Consider the following 16,620-nt stretch of genomic DNA (forward strand, 5'->3'; position numbering starts at 1 on the left):
CGATGACCGGCTCCGCCCTGCTTGCCCGCGCCACGGCGCGTCTCGTCGAGGCCGGGGTGGCCGATCCCGGGCGCGACGCGCGGCGGCTGCTGGCGCATGTGCTGAAGGTGCCGCCCGGGCGGCTGACGCTGTTCCTGCCCGAGCCGGTCTCGCCCGAGCACGCGGTGATCTTCGATGCGCTGATCGACCGCCGCGCCGCGCGCGTGCCGGTCTCGCATCTGATCGGGCGGCGGCAATTCTACGGCCGCGAGTTTCTCGTGACCCCCGAGGTGCTCGACCCCCGCCCCGAAACGGAAATCCTGATCGAGGCGGCGCTCTCGGGCCCGTTCACCCGGGTGCTCGACCTCGGCACCGGCTCGGGTTGCATCCTGCTGACCCTGCTGGCCGAGCGCGAGGGAGCGACGGGCATCGGCACCGACCTCAGCGACACGGCGCTCGAGGTGGCCTTCTGGAACCGCAACGCGCTGCAACTCGAGCCGCGCGCCGCGCTGGCGCAGGGCAACTGGTGGGGCGCGCTGGCGCAGGCGCCCGAGCGCTTCGACCTGATCGTGTCGAACCCGCCCTATATCGCGCTGTCGGAGATGGCCGGCCTTTCGCCGGAGGTGCGCGAGCACGAGCCGCGTATGGCGCTGACCGACGAGGGCGACGGGCTCGCCGCCTATCGGGCCATTGCCTCCGAGGCCGCGCGGCACCTGCTTCCGGGCGGGCGGCTGCTGGTCGAGATCGGCCCGGCGCAGGGCGCTGATGTCGCGGCGCTCTTCGCCGCGGCGGGGCTGCGTGACGTTGCGGCAATCACCGATCTCGACGGGCGCGACAGGGTGGTCAGCGGGCGACTTGAAGCGCTTTGACCTCCGCGTTTGCCGCGCTTTCGGGGAAATCGTCGGAAATCGGGCGATTTTCTCTTGTCACGCGGGGCCACAAATGATTAGCAGGAGGGGTCGGAGCGGTGGATGCCTCACAGCGGTCCCGCTCGACGTTAACCCGACATTGGAGTGATCACGGTCAAGACCGCGCCGACAAGGTGCAGCGCCGAGATCACAGGGACAGTCAGACACAAGGCTGATAGCAGACAAGATGCGATCCTCGAAATCCCGCTCGCGGTCGAAGAACAACCGCAACCGCAACACTCTTGGGAACGTCGTCAACCGCGTGTTCGACAGTTCGGGCCCGGAGGGCAAGGTGCGCGGCACGCCGCAGCAGATCATCGACAAATACAACCAGCTTGCCCGCGATGCAGCTCTTGGCAACGACCGCGTCGCCGCCGAGAACTTCCAGCAGCACGCCGAACACTACATGCGCCTGCTCTCGGAAGCGCAGAAAGAGGCCGACCAGCGCCGCGAGCAGCAGGAGCGCGAGAACCGCGAGCGCCAGGCGCAGCGCGACCGCGACCGCTCGGACCGTGACCAGAACCGCGATCAGAACCGCAGCGACGGTGGCCAGCAGGGCGGCGGACAGCACGGCGGTAGTCAGCAGGGTGTCGGTCAGCAGGGTAGCAGCCAGCAGCCCGAGGCCAGCTACGAGCCGCAACCGCAGCCCAAGCAGCCCGAGCCGGAGCAGTCGGGCGTGCCGGGCCTCGGCGATCAGCCGGATGTTCTGGGGGGTGGCAGCGACGACGAGAGCGACAGCGGTCTCGTCGAGACGCCGGAAAGCCGCGCCGAGAGCAAGCCCAAGGCCGCGCCGAAGCCGCGCGCGCGCCGCAGCAAGAAGACCGAAGGCGGCGAGGCCTCGACCGAGGGCAGCGCCGAGGCGCAGCCCGCCGAGAAGCCCAAGCGCCCGCGCAAGCCGCGCAAGAAGCCCGAGGATGCCGCCAGCGACGGCGGCGCCGCGCCGAACGCGGTCGAATGACCCGGGGCGCATGGCCTCTGTGACAGTTCTCGAAAAGGCCCCGCCGCAAGGACGGGGCCTTTTTCCTGCGCGCCTTGCGGCCGGATGCGGCGGAGGGCAGGGCCAATGAGCCTGCACGTGGCACTGCTGCGCGGTCTCAACGTCGGCGGGGCGAACGCGCTGCCCATGGCCGATCTGCGCGCCCTTTGCGCGGGGCTGGGCTGGCGGGAGGTGCAGAGCCATCTCGCCTCGGGCAACCTGGTCTTTGAGGCGGAAGGGGGCCGCGGCGCATTGGCGGACGCACTGCGCGAGGCCTTGGCGGAACGGGGCCTCGACGTGCCGGTGCTGGTCCTGCCGCCCGCGCGGATCCGCCGGGCGGTCGCCGCCTGTCCCTTTGCGCCCGCCGCACCGAAACTGGTGCACGCCTGTTTTGCCTTCGGGCCATTGCGCCTCGACCGCGCGCTGTTCGAGCGCTTCGCCGCGCCGGGAGACGAGGTGGCCGCCGAGGAGCACCTGCTCTGGCTGCACACTCCCGGCGGCTTCGGGCGCTCCAAGCTGGCGCCGCGGCTCGAGGCCATCGGAGGGGCGCCGCTCACCGCCCGCAACCTCTCGTCGCTCGGCAAGCTCATCGAGCTTCTGGACGCAGGGGAAGAGACGCGTTAGAACCGCCACATGACCCTGCGCATCACCACCCTGATTTGCTGCATTACCCGCTGATTTCTTCGGCGGGCCGGTCTTCTATTCCAATCGAGAGACGAAGTTGCTAATCCCGCCGCGACCGCCGCGAAGGAGCGCGACATGACCATCTCGCTGACCAACACGAAGACCCGCCGCAAGGAGGTCTTCACGCCGATCGACCCCGACAATGTCCGGATGTACGTCTGTGGGCCGACCGTCTACGACCGCGCGCACCTCGGCAACGCCCGCCCGGCCATCGTCTTCGACGTGCTCGCCCGGCTGCTGCGCCACGTCTACGGGCCGGAGCACGTGACCTACGTGCGCAACTTCACCGACGTCGACGACAAGATCAACGCCACCGCGCAGGCGCGCAAGGCGGCGGGAGATCCGCGCAGCCTCGAAGAGCTGATCGCCGAGCGCACCGAGGAAACCATCGGCTGGTACCTGCAAGACATGGGCGCGGTCGGGGTCGCGGAGCCCGATCACATGCCGCGCGCCACGCAGTTCATCGGACAGATGATCGCGATGATCGAGGGGCTGATCGCCGACGGCCACGCCTACGAGGCCGAGGGGCACGTGCTCTTCGCCGTCGAGAGCTACAAGAGTTATGGCGCTCTCTCGGGCCGCTCGGTCGATGACATGATCGCTGGGGCGCGGGTCGAGGTGGCGCCCTACAAGCGCAACCCGATGGATTTCGTGCTGTGGAAGCCCTCGGCGGATGACCTGCCGGGCTGGGACAGCCCGTGGGGCCGGGGCCGTCCGGGCTGGCACATCGAATGCTCGGCCATGGCCTATGAGCTGCTGGGCGAGAGCTTCGACATCCACGGCGGCGGCAACGACCTGATGTTCCCGCACCACGAGAACGAGATCGCCCAGAGCTGCTGCGCGCACCCGCATGGCGACTTCGCCAAGGTCTGGCTGCACAACGAGATGCTGCAGGTCGAGGGCAAGAAGATGTCCAAATCCTTGGGCAACTTCTTCACCGTGCGCGATCTGCTGGATGGGCACGACGGCATGCCCGCCGTGCCGGGCGAGGTGATCCGCTTCGTCATGCTCTCGACCCATTACCGCAAGCCGATGGACTGGACCGCCGAGAAGGCGGCGCAGGCCGAGGCGACCCTGCGGAGCTGGCACGCGGTGACCGAGGGCGCCGAGCCTGGTGAGGCGGATGCCGAGCTGGTGACGCTGCTGTCGGATGATCTGAATACCGCGGGCGCGCTGACCCGGCTGCACAAGCTGGCCAAGGACGCCGCGGGCAACCCGGCTGCGGCGGGCGTGCTGCTCGCCTCGGCGCAGCTGCTGGGCCTGCTGACCGACGACTTGGGCGGTTGGGTCAGTGCCGGGCCGGACCTCTCGGCCCTTGCCGAGCATCTCGCGGGTGTCCGTGTCAAGGCCATGGAAACCAAGGATTTCTCCGAGGTCGACCGGCTCAAGGCCGCGCTGATCGAGGCGGGGGTTGAGGTGCGCATGTCCAAGGCGGGCGTCGAGCTTCTGCCCGGTGCGGGCTTCGATGCGGCCAAGTTGGAGGGGCTGGTGTGACCTATCTCATGCAGAGCGGAGGGTCGGGCGCGGCCCGGGCTGGTCGCCCGGACCAAGGCTCGTGCGGGAACCGCAACGCCAAGACACGGAAAGGAGGGGCGTGATGGGGAAGGAGCGTCTCTACATCTACGACACCACCCTGCGCGACGGGCAGCAAACGCAGGGCGTGCAGTTCTCCACTGCCGAGAAGCACCGCATCGTCGCGGCGCTGGACGCGCTGGGGGTCGACTACATCGAGGGCGGCTGGCCCGGCGCCAACCCCACCGACAGCGCCTTCTTCGACGAGGTCGGCCAGACCCGCGCCACGGTGACCGCCTTCGGCATGACCAAGCGGGCAGGGCGCTCTGCGGCCAATGACGACGTGCTGGCGGCGGTGCTCAATGCGGGCACGCCCTCGGTCTGCCTCGTCGGCAAGACCCATGAGTTCCACGTCACCACCGCGCTCGGCATCACGCTGGAGGAGAACCTCGAGGCGATTTCCTCGTCGATTGCCCATTGCGTCTCGCAGCAGCGCGAGACGCTGTTCGATGCGGAACACTTCTTCGACGGCTACAAGGCCAACCCCGGCTACGCGCTGGACTGCGTGAAGGCGGCGCTGGAGAACGGTGCGCGCTGGGTCGTGCTCTGCGACACCAATGGCGGCACGCTGCCCGACGAGGTCGGGCGCATCGTGCGCGAGGTGATCGCGGCGGGCGTGCCCGGAGACAAGCTCGGCATCCACACCCACAACGACACCGAGAACGCCGTGGGCTGCACGCTGGCGGCGATCGACGCGGGCGTGCGGCAGCTTCAGGGCACCTTGAACGGACTCGGCGAACGCTGTGGCAATGCCAATCTCACCACGCTGATCCCGACGCTGCTGCTGAAGGCGCCCTATGCCAGCCGCTACGAGACCGGGGTGAGCCCCGAGGCGGTCGAGGGCATCACGCAGGTGAGCCGGATGCTCGACGAGATCCTCAACCGCGTGCCGATGCGCCAGGCGCCCTACGTGGGCAGCTCGGCCTTTGCCCACAAGGCGGGGCTGCACGCCAGCGCGATCCTCAAGGATCCAACGACTTACGAGCACATCGAGCCGGGCGTGGTGGGCAACCGCCGGGTCATCCCGATGTCGAACCAGGCCGGCCAGTCGAACCTGCGCCGCCGCCTCGCCGAGGCGGGGCTGGAGGTCGAGAAGGGCGATCCGGCGCTCGGGCGCATCCTCGAGCGGATCAAGGCCAAGGAGGCCGAGGGCTACACCTACGACACCGCACAGGCGAGCTTCGAGCTTCTGGCGCGCGACGAGCTGGGGCTGCTGCCCGAGTTCTTCGAGGTGAAGCGCTACCGGGTGACCATCGAGCGCCGCAAGAACAAGTACGACCAGATGGTCTCGCTCTCCGAGGCCGTGGTGGTGGTCAAGGTGGACGGTGAGAAGAAGCTCTCGGTCTCCGACAGCCTCGACACCGAGGGCCATGACCGCGGCCCGGTCAACGCGCTGTCGAAGGCGCTGGCCAAGGATCTCGGTCGCTACCAGTCGGTGATCGACGACATGCGGCTGGTCGACTTCAAGGTGCGCATCACCCAGGGCGGCACCGAAGCCGTGACCCGGGTCATCATTGACAGCGAGGATGGCTCGGGCCGGCGCTGGCAGACCGTGGGCGTCAGCGCCAACATAGTCGATGCGTCCTTCGAGGCGCTGCTGGATGCCGTGCGCTGGAAGCTGATCCGCGACTGCGGGGTGGCGCGTGCAGCTCAGTGACGACCTGATCGCCTGCGCCGGGCTGATCGAGCGCGGCGACCCCGACCGGTTCACCGCCGCCATGGCCGCGCCGCCCGAGGCGCGGCGGGTGCTCTTCCCGCTCTATGCGTTCAATCTCGAGGTCGCCCGCGCGCCCTGGGTGACGCAGGAGACGATGATCGCCGAGATGCGCCTGCAATGGTGGCGCGACGCGCTCGAAGAGATCGCGCAGGGTGGCGAGGTGCGGCGGCACGAGGTGGTGACGCCGCTTTCGCAGGTTCTGGACCGCGACACCGCGGCCCGGCTCGACCCGCTGGTCGGCGCGCGGCGCTGGGACATCTACCGCGATCCCTTCGAGGACGAGGCGCATCTGACGCGCTATCTCGAGGAAACCTCGGGGCTGCTGCTGCTTGCGGCGGGGCGGGCGCTTGGCGGGATGGACGAGGCGGTGGCGCTGGACGCGGGCTATGCCTTCGGCCTCGCCGCCTTCCTGCGCGCGGTGCCGGAGCTGGAGAGCAAGGGCCGGGTGCCACTGCTCGACGGTCGGCCCGAGGGCGTGGCGGCGCTGGCACGTGGCGGGCTCGAGCGGCTGCGGCGGGCGCACCGGGGGTTTGGGGCAGTGCCCAAGGCGTCGCGCCCGGCGCTGCTCGCCGGATGGCAGGCAGGGCCGCTGCTGGCGCTGGCGGCGAAGGCGCCGCAGCGGGTGGCCGAGGGAACGCTGGAGCTTTCCGAGTTCTCGAAGCGCGCGCGGCTGGTCAAGGCCGGCTTCACCGGGCGGGTCTAACGCACCTCTCTTCGAGGCGAGGTGCTACGCCCTTCGAAGGAAGTTGGCTCACTCTGCCGGCTGCTCGACGGGCCGCAGCACCAGCCAGATCAGCGCGCCGCCGGCCAGCACCAGGAAGGGCGCCATCGCCATGACCACGGCGCTCCAGCCCTCCTGCGGCGTGCCGCCCGAGCAGTTCATCAGCCCGCCCGAGGCCAGTGAGGCGAAGGTCACCCCGCCGAAAACCAGCAGGTCGTTCAGCCCCTGCATGCGGCCGCGCTCTTCCGCCGTATGCGCGCCGGCCAGCATGGTGGTCGCCCCGATGAAGCCGAAGTTCCAGCCGATCCCCAGCAGCACCAGCGCGACGAAGAAATTCTCCAGCTCGACCCCGGTCATCGCCACGGCGCCCGCGCCGGCGAGGATGAAGAGCCCGAGGCCCATGACCTTCTCGACCCCGAAGCGGTTGATGATCTGGCCGGTGAAGAACGACGGCGCGAACATCGCCAGAACGTGGGCGCTGACCACGTTGGCGGCGTCAGAGGTCTCGTAGCCGCAGCCCACCACCGCCAGCGGGGTGGAGGTCATCACCAGGTTCATCAGCGCATAGCTCACCATGCCGCAGATCACCGCCACGGCGATGCGCGGGGTGGTGAGCAGCTGCCAGCGGGTGCGGCCGTAGTCGCTGCCGGGGGCCGGGGCCGGGGGCTTGGGGATGTCGAGGAAGAGGAAGAGCAGCGCACCTATGAGGTTCACCGCGATCACCGCGGCATAGGTGCCGAAGAAGGGGATCACGTAGGCGTTGGCGGTCAGCTTCACCAGCTGCGGTCCGATCAGCGCCGAGACCAGCCCCCCCGCCATCACGTAGGAGATCGCCTTGGGGCGGAAGGCGGGGCTGGCGGTGTCGGCGGCGGCGAAGCGGTAGAAGCCCTGCGCCGACATGTAGAGCCCGGTGAGCAGGCTGCCGAGCAGGAAGATCGGGAAAGACTGCAGGTAGAGCCCCGTTGCGCCCACGATGCCCCCGAGCGTGCCGCCCGCAGTGCCCAGCACGAAGCCGGCGCGGCGTCCGAAGCGCTGCATGAAGGCCGAGACCGGGGTGGCGGAAAGCATCGACCCCAGCACGATCAGCGAGATCGGCAACGTGGCGAAACAGGGGTTCGGCGCCAGCGACTGCCCGGCCAGCCCGCCGATGGTGAAGATCATCGGCATCTGCGCGCCGAGGAACGCCTGCGCGAGAACCAGAACGGTGACATTGCGCCGGGCGCGGGAGTCTGATGTGCTGTGCATGGCAAATCGGTAGGGCGCGTGCCGGCGAAGCACAAGGGGGCACACGCGGGTATGGCTGCGGCCTGACGCCGCTTTGCGTCCGCCGCGCGCTTCGGGGCATTGCGCCGCCGGGACGTTGAGACCGTGAAGAAAGACGAAAGGGCCGAGATGAGCGACGAGATGCTGCAGGTCGGACGGATCATCCACTCGGATGCCTGCGTGACCGAGGGCTGCGAATGGCTGGCGGCCGCTGAGCCGCGCTTTGCCCATGCGCTGGAGCTCACCGGCCCGCTGCCGCTCCGGCGGCGCGACGCCGGCTTCGGGCAGTTGCTGTCGGCGATCGTCAGCCAGCAGGTCAGCGTGGCCTCGGCGCGGGCGATCTGGGCGCGGCTGGAGGCGGCGGGGATGACCACCCCCGAGGCGATCCTGAGCACCGACCTCGAGGGGCTGCGCGCGCTTGGCCTGTCGCGGCAGAAGGCCACCTATGCGCAGGCGCTGGCGGCCGAGGGCATCGACTTCGACGCGCTGCGCGAGGCTCCGACACCCGTGGTGGTTGAGAGGCTGACAGCGGTGAAGGGGATCGGGGTCTGGACCGCCGAGATCTACGCCATGTTCTCGCTCGGCCATGCGGATGTCTTCGCGCCGGGCGATCTGGCGCTGCAGGAGGCGGCACGGCTGCTCTTCGAACTCGACGAACGGCCCAAGGAGCGGGCGCTGCGGCAGATGGCCGAGGCCTGGAGCCCCTGGCGGGCTGTTGCGGCGCGCGCGCTCTGGGCCTACTACCATGTGCGCAAGCAAAGAGAAGGTATTGCATGACCCGCGTTCTTCAGGCCGGCCGCAAGGGCCCCGCATCGGGCGAGACCCGTTCCTGCGTCGTCTTCCTGCACGGCTATGGCGCCAATGGCGCCGATCTGCTGGGCCTCGCCGATCCGCTCGCCGAGCACCTGCCCGACACGATGTTCGTCGCCCCCGACGCCCCCGAGGACTGCGCGGGCGCGCCCATGGGCTTCCAGTGGTTCCCGATCCCCTGGATCGACGGTTCCTCGGAAGAGGAATCCATGCAAGGCATGGCGCGGGCGGTCGAGGATCTGAACGCCTTTCTCGATGCGCTGATGGTCGACGAGGACCTGCTGCCCGAGCAGGTGGCGCTCTTCGGCTTCTCGCAGGGCTCGATGATGTCGCTGCACGTGGCGCCGCGGCGCGAGGACGAGGTCGCGGGGGTCGTGGCATTCTCCGGACGGCTGGTCTCGCCCGAGCTGCTCGCCGACGAGGTGGTGAGCCGGCCGCCGGTGCTGCTGGTGCATGGCGATCAGGACGAGGTGGTGCCGCCGGAATCGCTGCCCGCCGCCGCCGAGGCGCTGCAGGGCGCCGGGTGGAAAGAGGTCTATGCCCACGTGATGAAGGGCACCGGCCACGGCATCGACCCCGAGGGGCTGGGCGTGGCGCTGGCCTTCCTGCGCGACAAGTGCGGGTTCTAGCGCGTCGGCGGGCCTGCCCGCGTGACGCGCAGTGCCTGTAGCGGACCTGCGGCCGCGCGGGGCCAAGGCGTGCTGGCCCGAGGCGGTTCGGGGCCTTTCGCGGCCATGCAGGCTCGCTAGCCCCAGAGCCTCGGCTCGGCCAGTTCCAGCGAATTGCCCGCCGGGTCGCGGACGTAGATCGAGCGCGCGCCGTTCGGCCAGGTGAAATCCGCCTCGATCGCGACGCCTGCCTCCTGCAGCCGCTTGCGCCAGCGTTCCAGCGCCTCGCCGGGCATGGCAAGGCACACGTGCCCCGGCCCGCGCGCGCCGTGGCTCGGGACCGGCAGGGCGGGGTTGCGCGGCGGCTTCTCGGTTTCGTCGGGGTTGAAGATCAGCAGCACCCCGGTGCCGACCCGGAAGAAGACGTGGCGGCTGTCGACGCGCGATATCTTCTCGAGCCCCATCACCTCGCCGTAGAAGGTCTCGGCGGCATCGAGGTCGGGGCAATAGAGCGCGGCTTCGAGAACAAAGGGTGGCGGGGCGGCGTCGGGCAGGGGCAAATCACTCATGCGAGAAGACTAGCCGATGCCGCGCCTTGGTGTCATGCTCATGTCATGAGCATCACCTATCCACAGGGGCATCAGGGCATATAGCGAGGCTTGTCAGAGCCTTTCCGCGATATATAGTGGTTTAGAAGCTGGGGCGGGTGGTCCCGCTCTGGTGCCCTTACGAGCAGACAGAGCGGGGGACGACTCACTCATGGACGGCGACTTCAGGACACATTTCGTACGAGAGCCCTCGGCGCTCCGCCAACACCCGGCGCTGGTGCTGAACGCGGACTACCGCCCGCTCTCCTACTACCCATTGTCGCTCTGGCCATGGCAGGAAGCGGTGAAGGCGGCCTTCCTCGACAGGGTGGATATCATCGCCGAATACGACGAAGAGGTCCGAAGCCCCTCGATGGTGCTGAAGATACCGAGTGTCGTCGTCCTCAAAGATTACGTAAAACCGAGAAAGCGCGTGGCCTTCACGCGCTTTAATCTTTTCTTGAGGGATGAATTCCGCTGCCAGTACTGCGGCAGCAAGGGCGACCTGACCTTCGACCACGTGGTGCCGCGTGCCTCGGGCGGGATCACCAGTTGGGAGAACGTGGTGGCCGCCTGCTCGCCGTGCAACCTGCGCAAGGGCTCGAAGAGCCTGCGCCGCGCCGGCATGTCGCTCTACCGCGCGCCGCGCCAGCCCACCGCCGGGGAGCTGCTCAACGTCGGCCGCAAGTTCCCGCCCAACCACCTGCACGACAGCTGGCTGGACTTCCTCTACTGGGATGCCGAGCTGGAGGCCTGACGCGAGCGCGACAGCGGGGCGCCGAAACGAGAAACGCCGGGCAGGGGCCCGGCGTTCGCATTTCTGGTCTGGCCGTAAGGCTCAGCCGGCGGTCGGCTCCGCGGCGGGCGCCGCTGCGACCTTGCCCTTGCCGGTCGAGAGCGGGTCGTCGGCGCGCTGCACCGAGCCCTCGAAATGGGCGCCGGACTCGATGGCGATGGTCTTGTGGATGATGTCGCCCTCGACGCGGGCGGTGGCGGTCAGGCGGACCTTGAGGCCGCGCACACGGCCCACGATGCGGCCGTTGATCACCACGTCATCGGCGACGATCTCGCCCTTGATCGTGGCGCTCTCGCCGACGGTCAGCAGGTGGGCGCGGATGTCGCCCTCGATCGTACCCTCGACCTGGATGTCGCCGGTGGTCTTGATGTTGCCCGTGATGTGCAGATCGCTCGACAGGACCGAAGCCGGCGGCTTGGCTTTCGGTGCGGTCGGTTTGAACTCGGTCGACCGGGGCGCATCGGAAACAGCGGGCTTTGCCGCGGTATCCTCGGCCTTGGGCCCGGGTTCATTGATCTTGCTCTTAGAAAACATCGTTAGCAGCCTTGATGTAGATCATGGGATTGACGGGCTCCCCACCAACGCGGACCTCGTAGTGAAGGTGCGTGCCGGTCGACCGTCCTGTATTTCCCATAGCACCAACCTGCTGCCCGCGCGAGACCCTTTGGCCGACCTTCACGTTGATTTTGGACATGTGCGCATAGCGCGTCTCGATCCCGAACTCGTGCTGCACCTTCACCAGACGTCCGTAACCCGACATCCAGCCGGCGTGGGTGACGACGCCGTCGGCGGTGGCATAGATCGGCGTGCCGTGCGGCGCGGCGAAATCGGTGCCCGCGTGCAGGCGGCCCCAGCGGCGGCCGAAGCCCGAGGTAAAGCGGAACGGATCCTTCAGCGGCACCGAGAAGGGGGCCTTCTCGGCGGCGATGCGGTAGAGGTTCAGCTTGTCCATCTCGCCGAGGATGCGGTTGGCGCGCTCGGCGTCGAGCGAGGGTTCCTCGCCGCGGGTGCTGAAGGTCAGCGGGGTAAGCGGGCCGCCCTGGCCGGAATAGCCCTTGCGGACCTGCTTGATGAGGCTGTCGGGGTTCATGCCGGCGGCCTTGAACATCTTGTCCAGCGGCTCGACCGAGATGGTCATCGCGTCCTCGAGCTGGCGGAAGATGATGTCGTTCTGCTCTTCGCGCAGGCGCAGTTCGGTGGCGATCTCGTCGGCGCGGACCAGCGCGTCCTGCGCGTCGGCGACCACCTGATCCCGTTCGGCGGCGGTGCGGGCCAGCATATCCGAGAGCAGGTCGAGCGTGCCGTCGCCTTCGCCGGCGGCGGAGGCCAGGGCGGTCCCGCCTTCGGCAATCTGCTCCTGCAGCGCGGCAAGGCGGGTGCTGGCCTCTTCGCGCTGTTTCATGGTGGTGCCGAGGGTGGCCTGGATCACGTCGATGCCGGTTTCGAGTTCGCGGCGGCGGGTCTCGCTGTCGAGAAGCTGGGACTGCATCTCGGAGACCTGGGCGAGGGCGGTGTTGAACCGTTCCTGCGCGGCCTTGGCCTCGGCGGCGCGGACGTCGCGCTCGCGGGACAATTCGTTCAGGCGCTGCTGGTAGGTGGTCTGGTCGCGGCGGGACTGCTCGCGAAAGTTGCCGGCGCTGATGCTGTCCATCAGCAGGATCGAGGTGGCGACGATGGTCCAGCCGACGGTGAGGGCGATGCCGAGCGTCGCGATGGCCTGGGTGCCGGATCGGAGGCGGATGAACCGCGTATCGGTGTCAGATCTCAGAAAAAGCCGACGTTCCGGAAAATAGCGCTCAAGAAGCGCGTGCCATTGTATCGCGAGCCGCGTGCGCACGTGTCTGTCCCTCGTTCCGTCCCAATTCCGACCCGGGTCCCCTAATTCCCGCGTCCCCGAAGGGACTAACAGACCCCCCCGAAATCGCAACAATTTTGGGCTTGCGATTCGTAACGGAAAGCGAAAGCGCGCGCATGTGGCGAAAACCCGCCGATCTCAGGTACTTCTTTCGGATAGGGTCTGCCCGGTTTTGCGCCGTTTTTGTGTCAACGGGTGACGCCACGGTAGAAAGGCCGCCTCGCGGCGGCCCCATTGCGCAGATTTTCGGCGCGGTTCGACGTTCTACGAAGGAGGTTGCAACGCCCTCCGAGGGGCGTTGGTCTAGCTCAGAGCTCCTTGGCGGCGGCCAGCACCTCGTCGGCGTGGCCGGGCACCTTCACCTTGCGCCATTCGCGCACGATACGGCCCTCGCCGTCGATCAGGAAGGTGCTGCGCTCGATGCCCATGAAGGTCTTGCCGTACATCTTCTTTTCCTTCCACGCGCCGAAGGCGGTGCAGGTCTGCGCGGTCTCGTCCGACAGCAGCGGCACGGTCAGGGCCTTCTTGCGCATGAACTTCTCGTGGCTGTCCAGAGAGTCGGCGGAAATGCCGAAGACCTTCACGCCAAGCGCCTCGAACTCGGGCAGCAGGCGGGTGAAGTCCTGGTTTTCCACGGTGCAGCCAGAGGTGTCGTCGCGCGGATAAAAGAACAGCACCACCTTCTCGGGGCGCAGCGCGGACAGGGTGATCTCTCCGCCGCCGGTGACGGGAAGGGTGAAATCGGGGGCCATGTCGGTCATTGCGCATCTCCTTTGGGCGGTTCGCTTTGCCGGGTTCTTGGGCTAGAACCCGGGATAGGACAATAGCCAGATGAGAGCGCGCCGCCAGTGACAGAAGGCCCGACCCGCAAGAAACGTCGCTCGAGACGCCGCCGCGTCGTGATCTGGGGTTGCGGCTGCGGCATGGGGGCGGTGCTGCTTGTGGCGCTGCTGCTGGGCGGCGGCATCTGGTACGCGATGGGCCGTTCGGTCTCGGCGCCGGACTGGCTGCGCTCGGCCATCGAGGCGCGGCTGGCCGAGGCGCTGCCGGGCACCGAGGTCGATTTCGGCGACCTGCGGCTGCGGCTGCAGCCGGACTGGCTGGCGCGGATCGCGCTTACCGACGTCGAGCTGCGCAGCACCGACGGCACGCCGATGCTGACGCTCGGCCTGCTCGAGGCTGGGCTCGCGCCGACCAAGCTGCTGCAAGGGGAATACGAGCTGCGCGTGGCGCGGGTCTCGGGGGTGCAGCTCACCGCGCGCCGCGATGCCGAGGGGCGGCTGACCATGGGCTTCGACGAGCTTTTCGGCTCGGGGGCGCCGGCGCCGGATATCCCGACGATCATGGCGCAGATCGACAAGCTGGCCGCGGACCCGCGCCTGTCCGGCCTGCGCGCGCTCGAGGCGGATGCGCTGACCCTGCGCTACGAGGACGCCCGCGCGGGCCGCGCCTGGACCGCCGATGGCGGGCGCATCGGCCTGCGCCGCGACGGCGCCGCGCTGGCGCTGTCGGGGGATGTGGCGCTGCTCGGGCGTGGCGACGTGCCGGCAACGCTCTCCTTCAACGCCGAGAGCCCGATCGGCCGCGGCAGCGCCGAGTTCGGCGTGAGCCTCAGCAGCCTCGCGGCCCAGGACATCGCGACCCAATCCCCGGCGCTGGCCTGGCTCAACGGGCTGCGGGCGCCGATCTCGGGGGCGCTGCGCGGCTCGCTCACCGATGCGAGCGATCTGGGCGAGATGTCGGCGACGTTGCAGATCGGCGAGGGCGTGCTGCAGCCGCGCGCTGACACGCAGCCGATTCCCTTCGAGGAGGCCCGCACCTATTTCTCCTTCGACCCGGCGAGCGGCACGCTGAGCTTCGACGAGATCTCGGTGAAGAGCGCGCTTGGCACCCTGGTCTCGGACGGGACGGCGGAGCTCGAAGGGCTCTCGCAGGGCATGCCCGACGCGATGGTGGGCCAGTTCCGCTTCTCCCGGCTCGAGGCCGATCCCGAAGGCGTCTTCGAGGACCGGCTCAAGCTCTCGGGGGCCGAGACCGACTGGCGGCTCAGCTTCGATCCCTTCCGTTTCGAGCTTGGCCGGCTGCGGGTCACCGACCCGGCACTGCCGCTGCGCGCCAGCGGCAGGCTCTCGGCGGAAGAGGGCGGCTGGCACATGGCGCTGGATGCGCAGCTCGACACGCTGACACCCGAGACGCTGCTGGCCTACTGGCCGCCCTCCGCCGCCGAAAAGGCGCGCGATTGGGTCGAGAAGAACATCTACGCGGGCACCTTCCACGATGTGAACCTGGCGCTGCGGCTCGATCCGGGCGGCCGCCTGGTGCCTTACCTGCAGAGCCGGTTCACCGGCGTCGAGCTGACCTATTCGCGCACGCTGCCGCGGCTCTACGAGGGGGTGGGTCAGCTCACCTTCCTGCGCAACCGCCTGGCCGTGGCGCTGGACAGCGGTGAGGTTCGGCCGCGGCAGGGCGGGGTGCTGGAGGGCAGGGGCTCGAGCTTTGTCATCCCGGATCTGACCGAACGGCCGATGACCGGAGAGGTGATGGTGCGCGCGACCGGCAGCCTCGAGGCGGCGCTCTCCTATCTCGATGAGCCGCCGCTCGAGGTGATGAAGAAGGCCAACAAGCCCGTTGCGCTCGGCAGCGGCGAGGTCTCGGCCGACGTGCGCATCGTCACCCCGCTCAAGCGCGGGGTGAAGCGCGAGGAGATCACGGTGATCGCCGACGGCACTGTCACCGGGGTCGAAAGCGCCGAGGTGGTGCCGGGCAAGGTGCTGAGCGCCGAGGAGTTCTACGTTGCTGTGGACGACACCGGGGTGAGCGTCAGCGGCGAGGGAGACCTGTCGGGCGCGCCCTTCGATGGCGCCTGGACGCAGTCCTTCACCCCCGGTACGCCGGGCAAGGTCGAGGGCGAGGTGGTGCTTTCCGAGGCGGTCTCCCAGGCCTTGGGCGTCGGTCTGCCCAAGGGCACCTTCTCGGGCGAGGGCCGCGGCAAGATCGACATCACGCTGGAGAAGGGCGCGCCGCCGCGTTTCGTGCTGACCTCGGACATGGCGGGGCTGGGGGTTTCGCTGCCGCAGCTTGGCTGGCGGCTGTCTCAGGGCGGGACCGGATCGCTCGAGGTCGAGGCCACGCTGGGCGCGCCGGTTTCGGTCGAACGGCTGGCGCTCTCCGCGCCGGGGCTGACCGCGCAGGGCAGCGTTGCGCTCAACGGCAATGGCAGCCTGCGGCGGCTGTCGCTGCCGGTGCTGCGCACGGGCGGCTGGCTTGACGGGGCGGCGGTGCTGACCGGGCGCGGGGCCAATGTCGCCCCGGCGATCCGCATCACCGGCAATGCGCTCGACATGCGCGGCGCGCCGCTCGGCGGGTCCGGCGGCGGCGGAGGCGGGCCGATCGAGGTCGCGGTGAACCGGCTGCAAGTGACCGACAAGATCGCCATCAGCAATTTCCAGGGAACGTTCAGCACGAAGCGTGGTATGAACGGCAGTTTCACCGGGGCGGTCGGCGGGCGGGCTCCGATCCAGGGCGACGTGGTGCCGCAGAACGGCGGCACGGCGATCCGCATCCGCGCGCGCGACGCCGGAGACGTCCTCAAGGGCGCAGGCGTCATGCAGAACATCGAGGACGGCACCTTCGATCTAACGCTGGTGCCGGTGCAGGGGCGCAGCGGCGAATATGACGGCGCCCTGAAGATCGAGGGCACCCGGATGCAGAAGAACCCCGCCGTGGTGCAGCTGCTCGACGGCATCAGCGTGGTCGGCATCCTCGACCAGCTCAACGGGCCGGGCATCTTCTTTTCCGAGGTCGACGCGCGCTTCCGCATGACGCCGCAGCAGATCATCCTCACCCGCTCCAGCGCCACCGGTCCCTCGATGGGGATCTCGATGGACGGCTATGCCAACCTCGCCACCGGCCAGATGGACATGCAAGGGGTGCTTTCGCCGATCTACGTGATTAACGGCATCGGCCAGCTCTTCTCGCGCAAGGGCGAGGGGCTGATCGGCTTCAACTTCAACCTGCGTGGCCCGGTGGCGGATCCGGCGGTGAGCGTGAACCCGCTTTCGGTCTTCACTCCGGGCATGTTCCGTGACATTTTCCGCCGCCCGCCCCCGCAGGTGAGTCAGTAGCGCCCGCACCCCCGAAAAGA

At 68.8% G+C, this 16,620-nt stretch carries 15 protein-coding genes; 10 read left to right on the forward strand and 5 right to left on the reverse strand.

Annotated features, from left to right (window positions below):
• Positions 1-2 precede the first annotated feature (2 nt).
• The 6 genes from prmC (at position 3) to LC039_RS00610 (ending at position 6,539) form a co-directional block, all read left to right on the forward strand.
• Positions 3-848 (forward strand): peptide chain release factor N(5)-glutamine methyltransferase, encoded by an 846-nt coding sequence (prmC, locus tag LC039_RS00585; RefSeq protein WP_226621171.1) that lies wholly within the window; start codon positions 3-5, stop codon positions 846-848.
• A 226-nt stretch (positions 849-1,074) separates the two neighbouring features.
• Entirely contained in the window at positions 1,075-1,845 is a 771-nt protein-coding gene (locus tag LC039_RS00590) for a DUF4167 domain-containing protein (protein WP_226621119.1), read from the forward strand.
• A gap of 105 nt (positions 1,846-1,950) precedes the next feature.
• Positions 1,951-2,487: a DUF1697 domain-containing protein gene (locus LC039_RS00595; protein WP_226621120.1), complete on the forward strand. Its 537-nt coding sequence runs from the start codon at positions 1,951-1,953 to the stop codon at positions 2,485-2,487.
• A gap of 135 nt (positions 2,488-2,622) precedes the next feature.
• Positions 2,623-4,041, forward strand: coding sequence for a cysteine--tRNA ligase (gene cysS, locus LC039_RS00600; protein ID WP_226621121.1), 1,419 nt, complete (start codon positions 2,623-2,625; stop codon positions 4,039-4,041).
• 103 nt (positions 4,042-4,144) lie between these two features.
• Positions 4,145-5,776: a citramalate synthase gene (gene cimA / locus LC039_RS00605; protein ID WP_226621122.1), complete on the forward strand. Its 1,632-nt coding sequence runs from the start codon at positions 4,145-4,147 to the stop codon at positions 5,774-5,776.
• Positions 5,763-6,539 (forward strand): squalene/phytoene synthase family protein, encoded by a 777-nt coding sequence (locus tag LC039_RS00610; RefSeq protein ID WP_226621123.1) that lies wholly within the window; start codon positions 5,763-5,765, stop codon positions 6,537-6,539. The genes cimA and LC039_RS00610 overlap by 14 nt, the downstream gene beginning before the upstream one ends.
• Positions 6,540-6,587: 48 nt before the next feature.
• On the opposite strand, the gene LC039_RS00615 is transcribed toward LC039_RS00610, so the two are convergent.
• Positions 6,588-7,802: an MFS transporter gene (locus tag LC039_RS00615; RefSeq protein WP_226621124.1), complete on the reverse strand. Its 1,215-nt coding sequence runs from the start codon at positions 7,800-7,802 to the stop codon at positions 6,588-6,590.
• Between the two features lie 147 nt (positions 7,803-7,949).
• On the opposite strand from LC039_RS00615, the gene LC039_RS00620 reads away from it, so the two are divergent.
• Complete coding sequence (locus LC039_RS00620) at positions 7,950-8,597, forward strand: DNA-3-methyladenine glycosylase family protein (RefSeq protein WP_226621125.1); 648 nt, start codon at positions 7,950-7,952, stop codon at positions 8,595-8,597.
• Positions 8,594-9,259: an alpha/beta hydrolase gene (locus LC039_RS00625; protein ID WP_226621126.1), complete on the forward strand. Its 666-nt coding sequence runs from the start codon at positions 8,594-8,596 to the stop codon at positions 9,257-9,259. Before LC039_RS00620 ends, LC039_RS00625 begins: the two co-directional genes overlap by 4 nt.
• 116 nt (positions 9,260-9,375) lie before the next feature.
• Here the strand turns inward: LC039_RS00625 and LC039_RS00630 are convergent, their stop codons facing one another.
• Entirely contained in the window at positions 9,376-9,807 is a 432-nt protein-coding gene (locus LC039_RS00630) for a VOC family protein (RefSeq protein ID WP_226621127.1), read from the reverse strand.
• Positions 9,808-9,997: 190 nt separating this feature from the next.
• Here LC039_RS00630 and LC039_RS00635 point away from each other — a divergent pair, with 190 nt between their 5' ends.
• Positions 9,998-10,582: an HNH endonuclease gene (locus LC039_RS00635; RefSeq protein ID WP_226621128.1), complete on the forward strand. Its 585-nt coding sequence runs from the start codon at positions 9,998-10,000 to the stop codon at positions 10,580-10,582.
• A gap of 81 nt (positions 10,583-10,663) precedes the next feature.
• Here the strand turns inward: LC039_RS00635 and LC039_RS00640 are convergent, their stop codons facing one another.
• The 3 genes from LC039_RS00640 to LC039_RS00650 all read right to left on the reverse strand — a co-directional run bounded on the left by LC039_RS00640 (position 10,664) and on the right by LC039_RS00650 (position 13,237).
• The gene (locus tag LC039_RS00640) at positions 10,664-11,155 is read right to left on the reverse strand and encodes a bactofilin family protein (protein WP_226621129.1); all 492 of its coding nucleotides are present in this window, start codon (positions 11,153-11,155) and stop codon (positions 10,664-10,666) included.
• A complete protein-coding gene (locus LC039_RS00645; protein WP_226621130.1) occupies positions 11,145-12,458 on the reverse strand; it encodes a DUF5930 domain-containing protein in 1,314 nt (437 codons plus the stop codon). Before LC039_RS00645 ends, LC039_RS00640 begins: the two co-directional genes overlap by 11 nt.
• A 326-nt stretch (positions 12,459-12,784) precedes the next feature.
• Positions 12,785-13,237, reverse strand: coding sequence for a peroxiredoxin (locus LC039_RS00650; protein WP_226621131.1), 453 nt, complete (start codon positions 13,235-13,237; stop codon positions 12,785-12,787).
• Between the two features lie 138 nt (positions 13,238-13,375).
• Here LC039_RS00650 and LC039_RS00655 point away from each other — a divergent pair, with 138 nt between their 5' ends.
• Entirely contained in the window at positions 13,376-16,600 is a 3,225-nt protein-coding gene (locus LC039_RS00655; RefSeq protein ID WP_226621132.1) for a DUF3971 domain-containing protein, read from the forward strand.
• Positions 16,601-16,620 lie beyond the last annotated feature (20 nt).

This window comes from Alloyangia pacifica (genome assembly GCF_020524285.1).
Taxonomy (GTDB): domain Bacteria; phylum Pseudomonadota; class Alphaproteobacteria; order Rhodobacterales; family Rhodobacteraceae; genus Salipiger; species Salipiger pacificus_B.

Coding starts and splice junctions, on each gene's coding strand:
- prmC (WP_226621171.1), top strand. CDS start 3: ATGACCGGCTCCGCCCTGCTTGCCCGCGCCACGGCGCGTCTCGTCGAG.
- LC039_RS00590 (WP_226621119.1), top strand. CDS start 1,075: ATGCGATCCTCGAAATCCCGCTCGCGGTCGAAGAACAACCGCAACCGC.
- LC039_RS00595 (WP_226621120.1), top strand. CDS start 1,951: ATGAGCCTGCACGTGGCACTGCTGCGCGGTCTCAACGTCGGCGGGGCG.
- cysS (WP_226621121.1), top strand. CDS start 2,623: ATGACCATCTCGCTGACCAACACGAAGACCCGCCGCAAGGAGGTCTTC.
- cimA (WP_226621122.1), top strand. CDS start 4,145: ATGGGGAAGGAGCGTCTCTACATCTACGACACCACCCTGCGCGACGGG.
- LC039_RS00615 (WP_226621124.1), bottom strand. CDS start 7,802: ATGCACAGCACATCAGACTCCCGCGCCCGGCGCAATGTCACCGTTCTG.
- LC039_RS00620 (WP_226621125.1), top strand. CDS start 7,950: ATGAGCGACGAGATGCTGCAGGTCGGACGGATCATCCACTCGGATGCC.
- LC039_RS00625 (WP_226621126.1), top strand. CDS start 8,594: ATGACCCGCGTTCTTCAGGCCGGCCGCAAGGGCCCCGCATCGGGCGAG.
- LC039_RS00630 (WP_226621127.1), bottom strand. CDS start 9,807: ATGAGTGATTTGCCCCTGCCCGACGCCGCCCCGCCACCCTTTGTTCTC.
- LC039_RS00635 (WP_226621128.1), top strand. CDS start 9,998: ATGGACGGCGACTTCAGGACACATTTCGTACGAGAGCCCTCGGCGCTC.
- LC039_RS00640 (WP_226621129.1), bottom strand. CDS start 11,155: ATGTTTTCTAAGAGCAAGATCAATGAACCCGGGCCCAAGGCCGAGGAT.
- LC039_RS00650 (WP_226621131.1), bottom strand. CDS start 13,237: ATGACCGACATGGCCCCCGATTTCACCCTTCCCGTCACCGGCGGCGGA.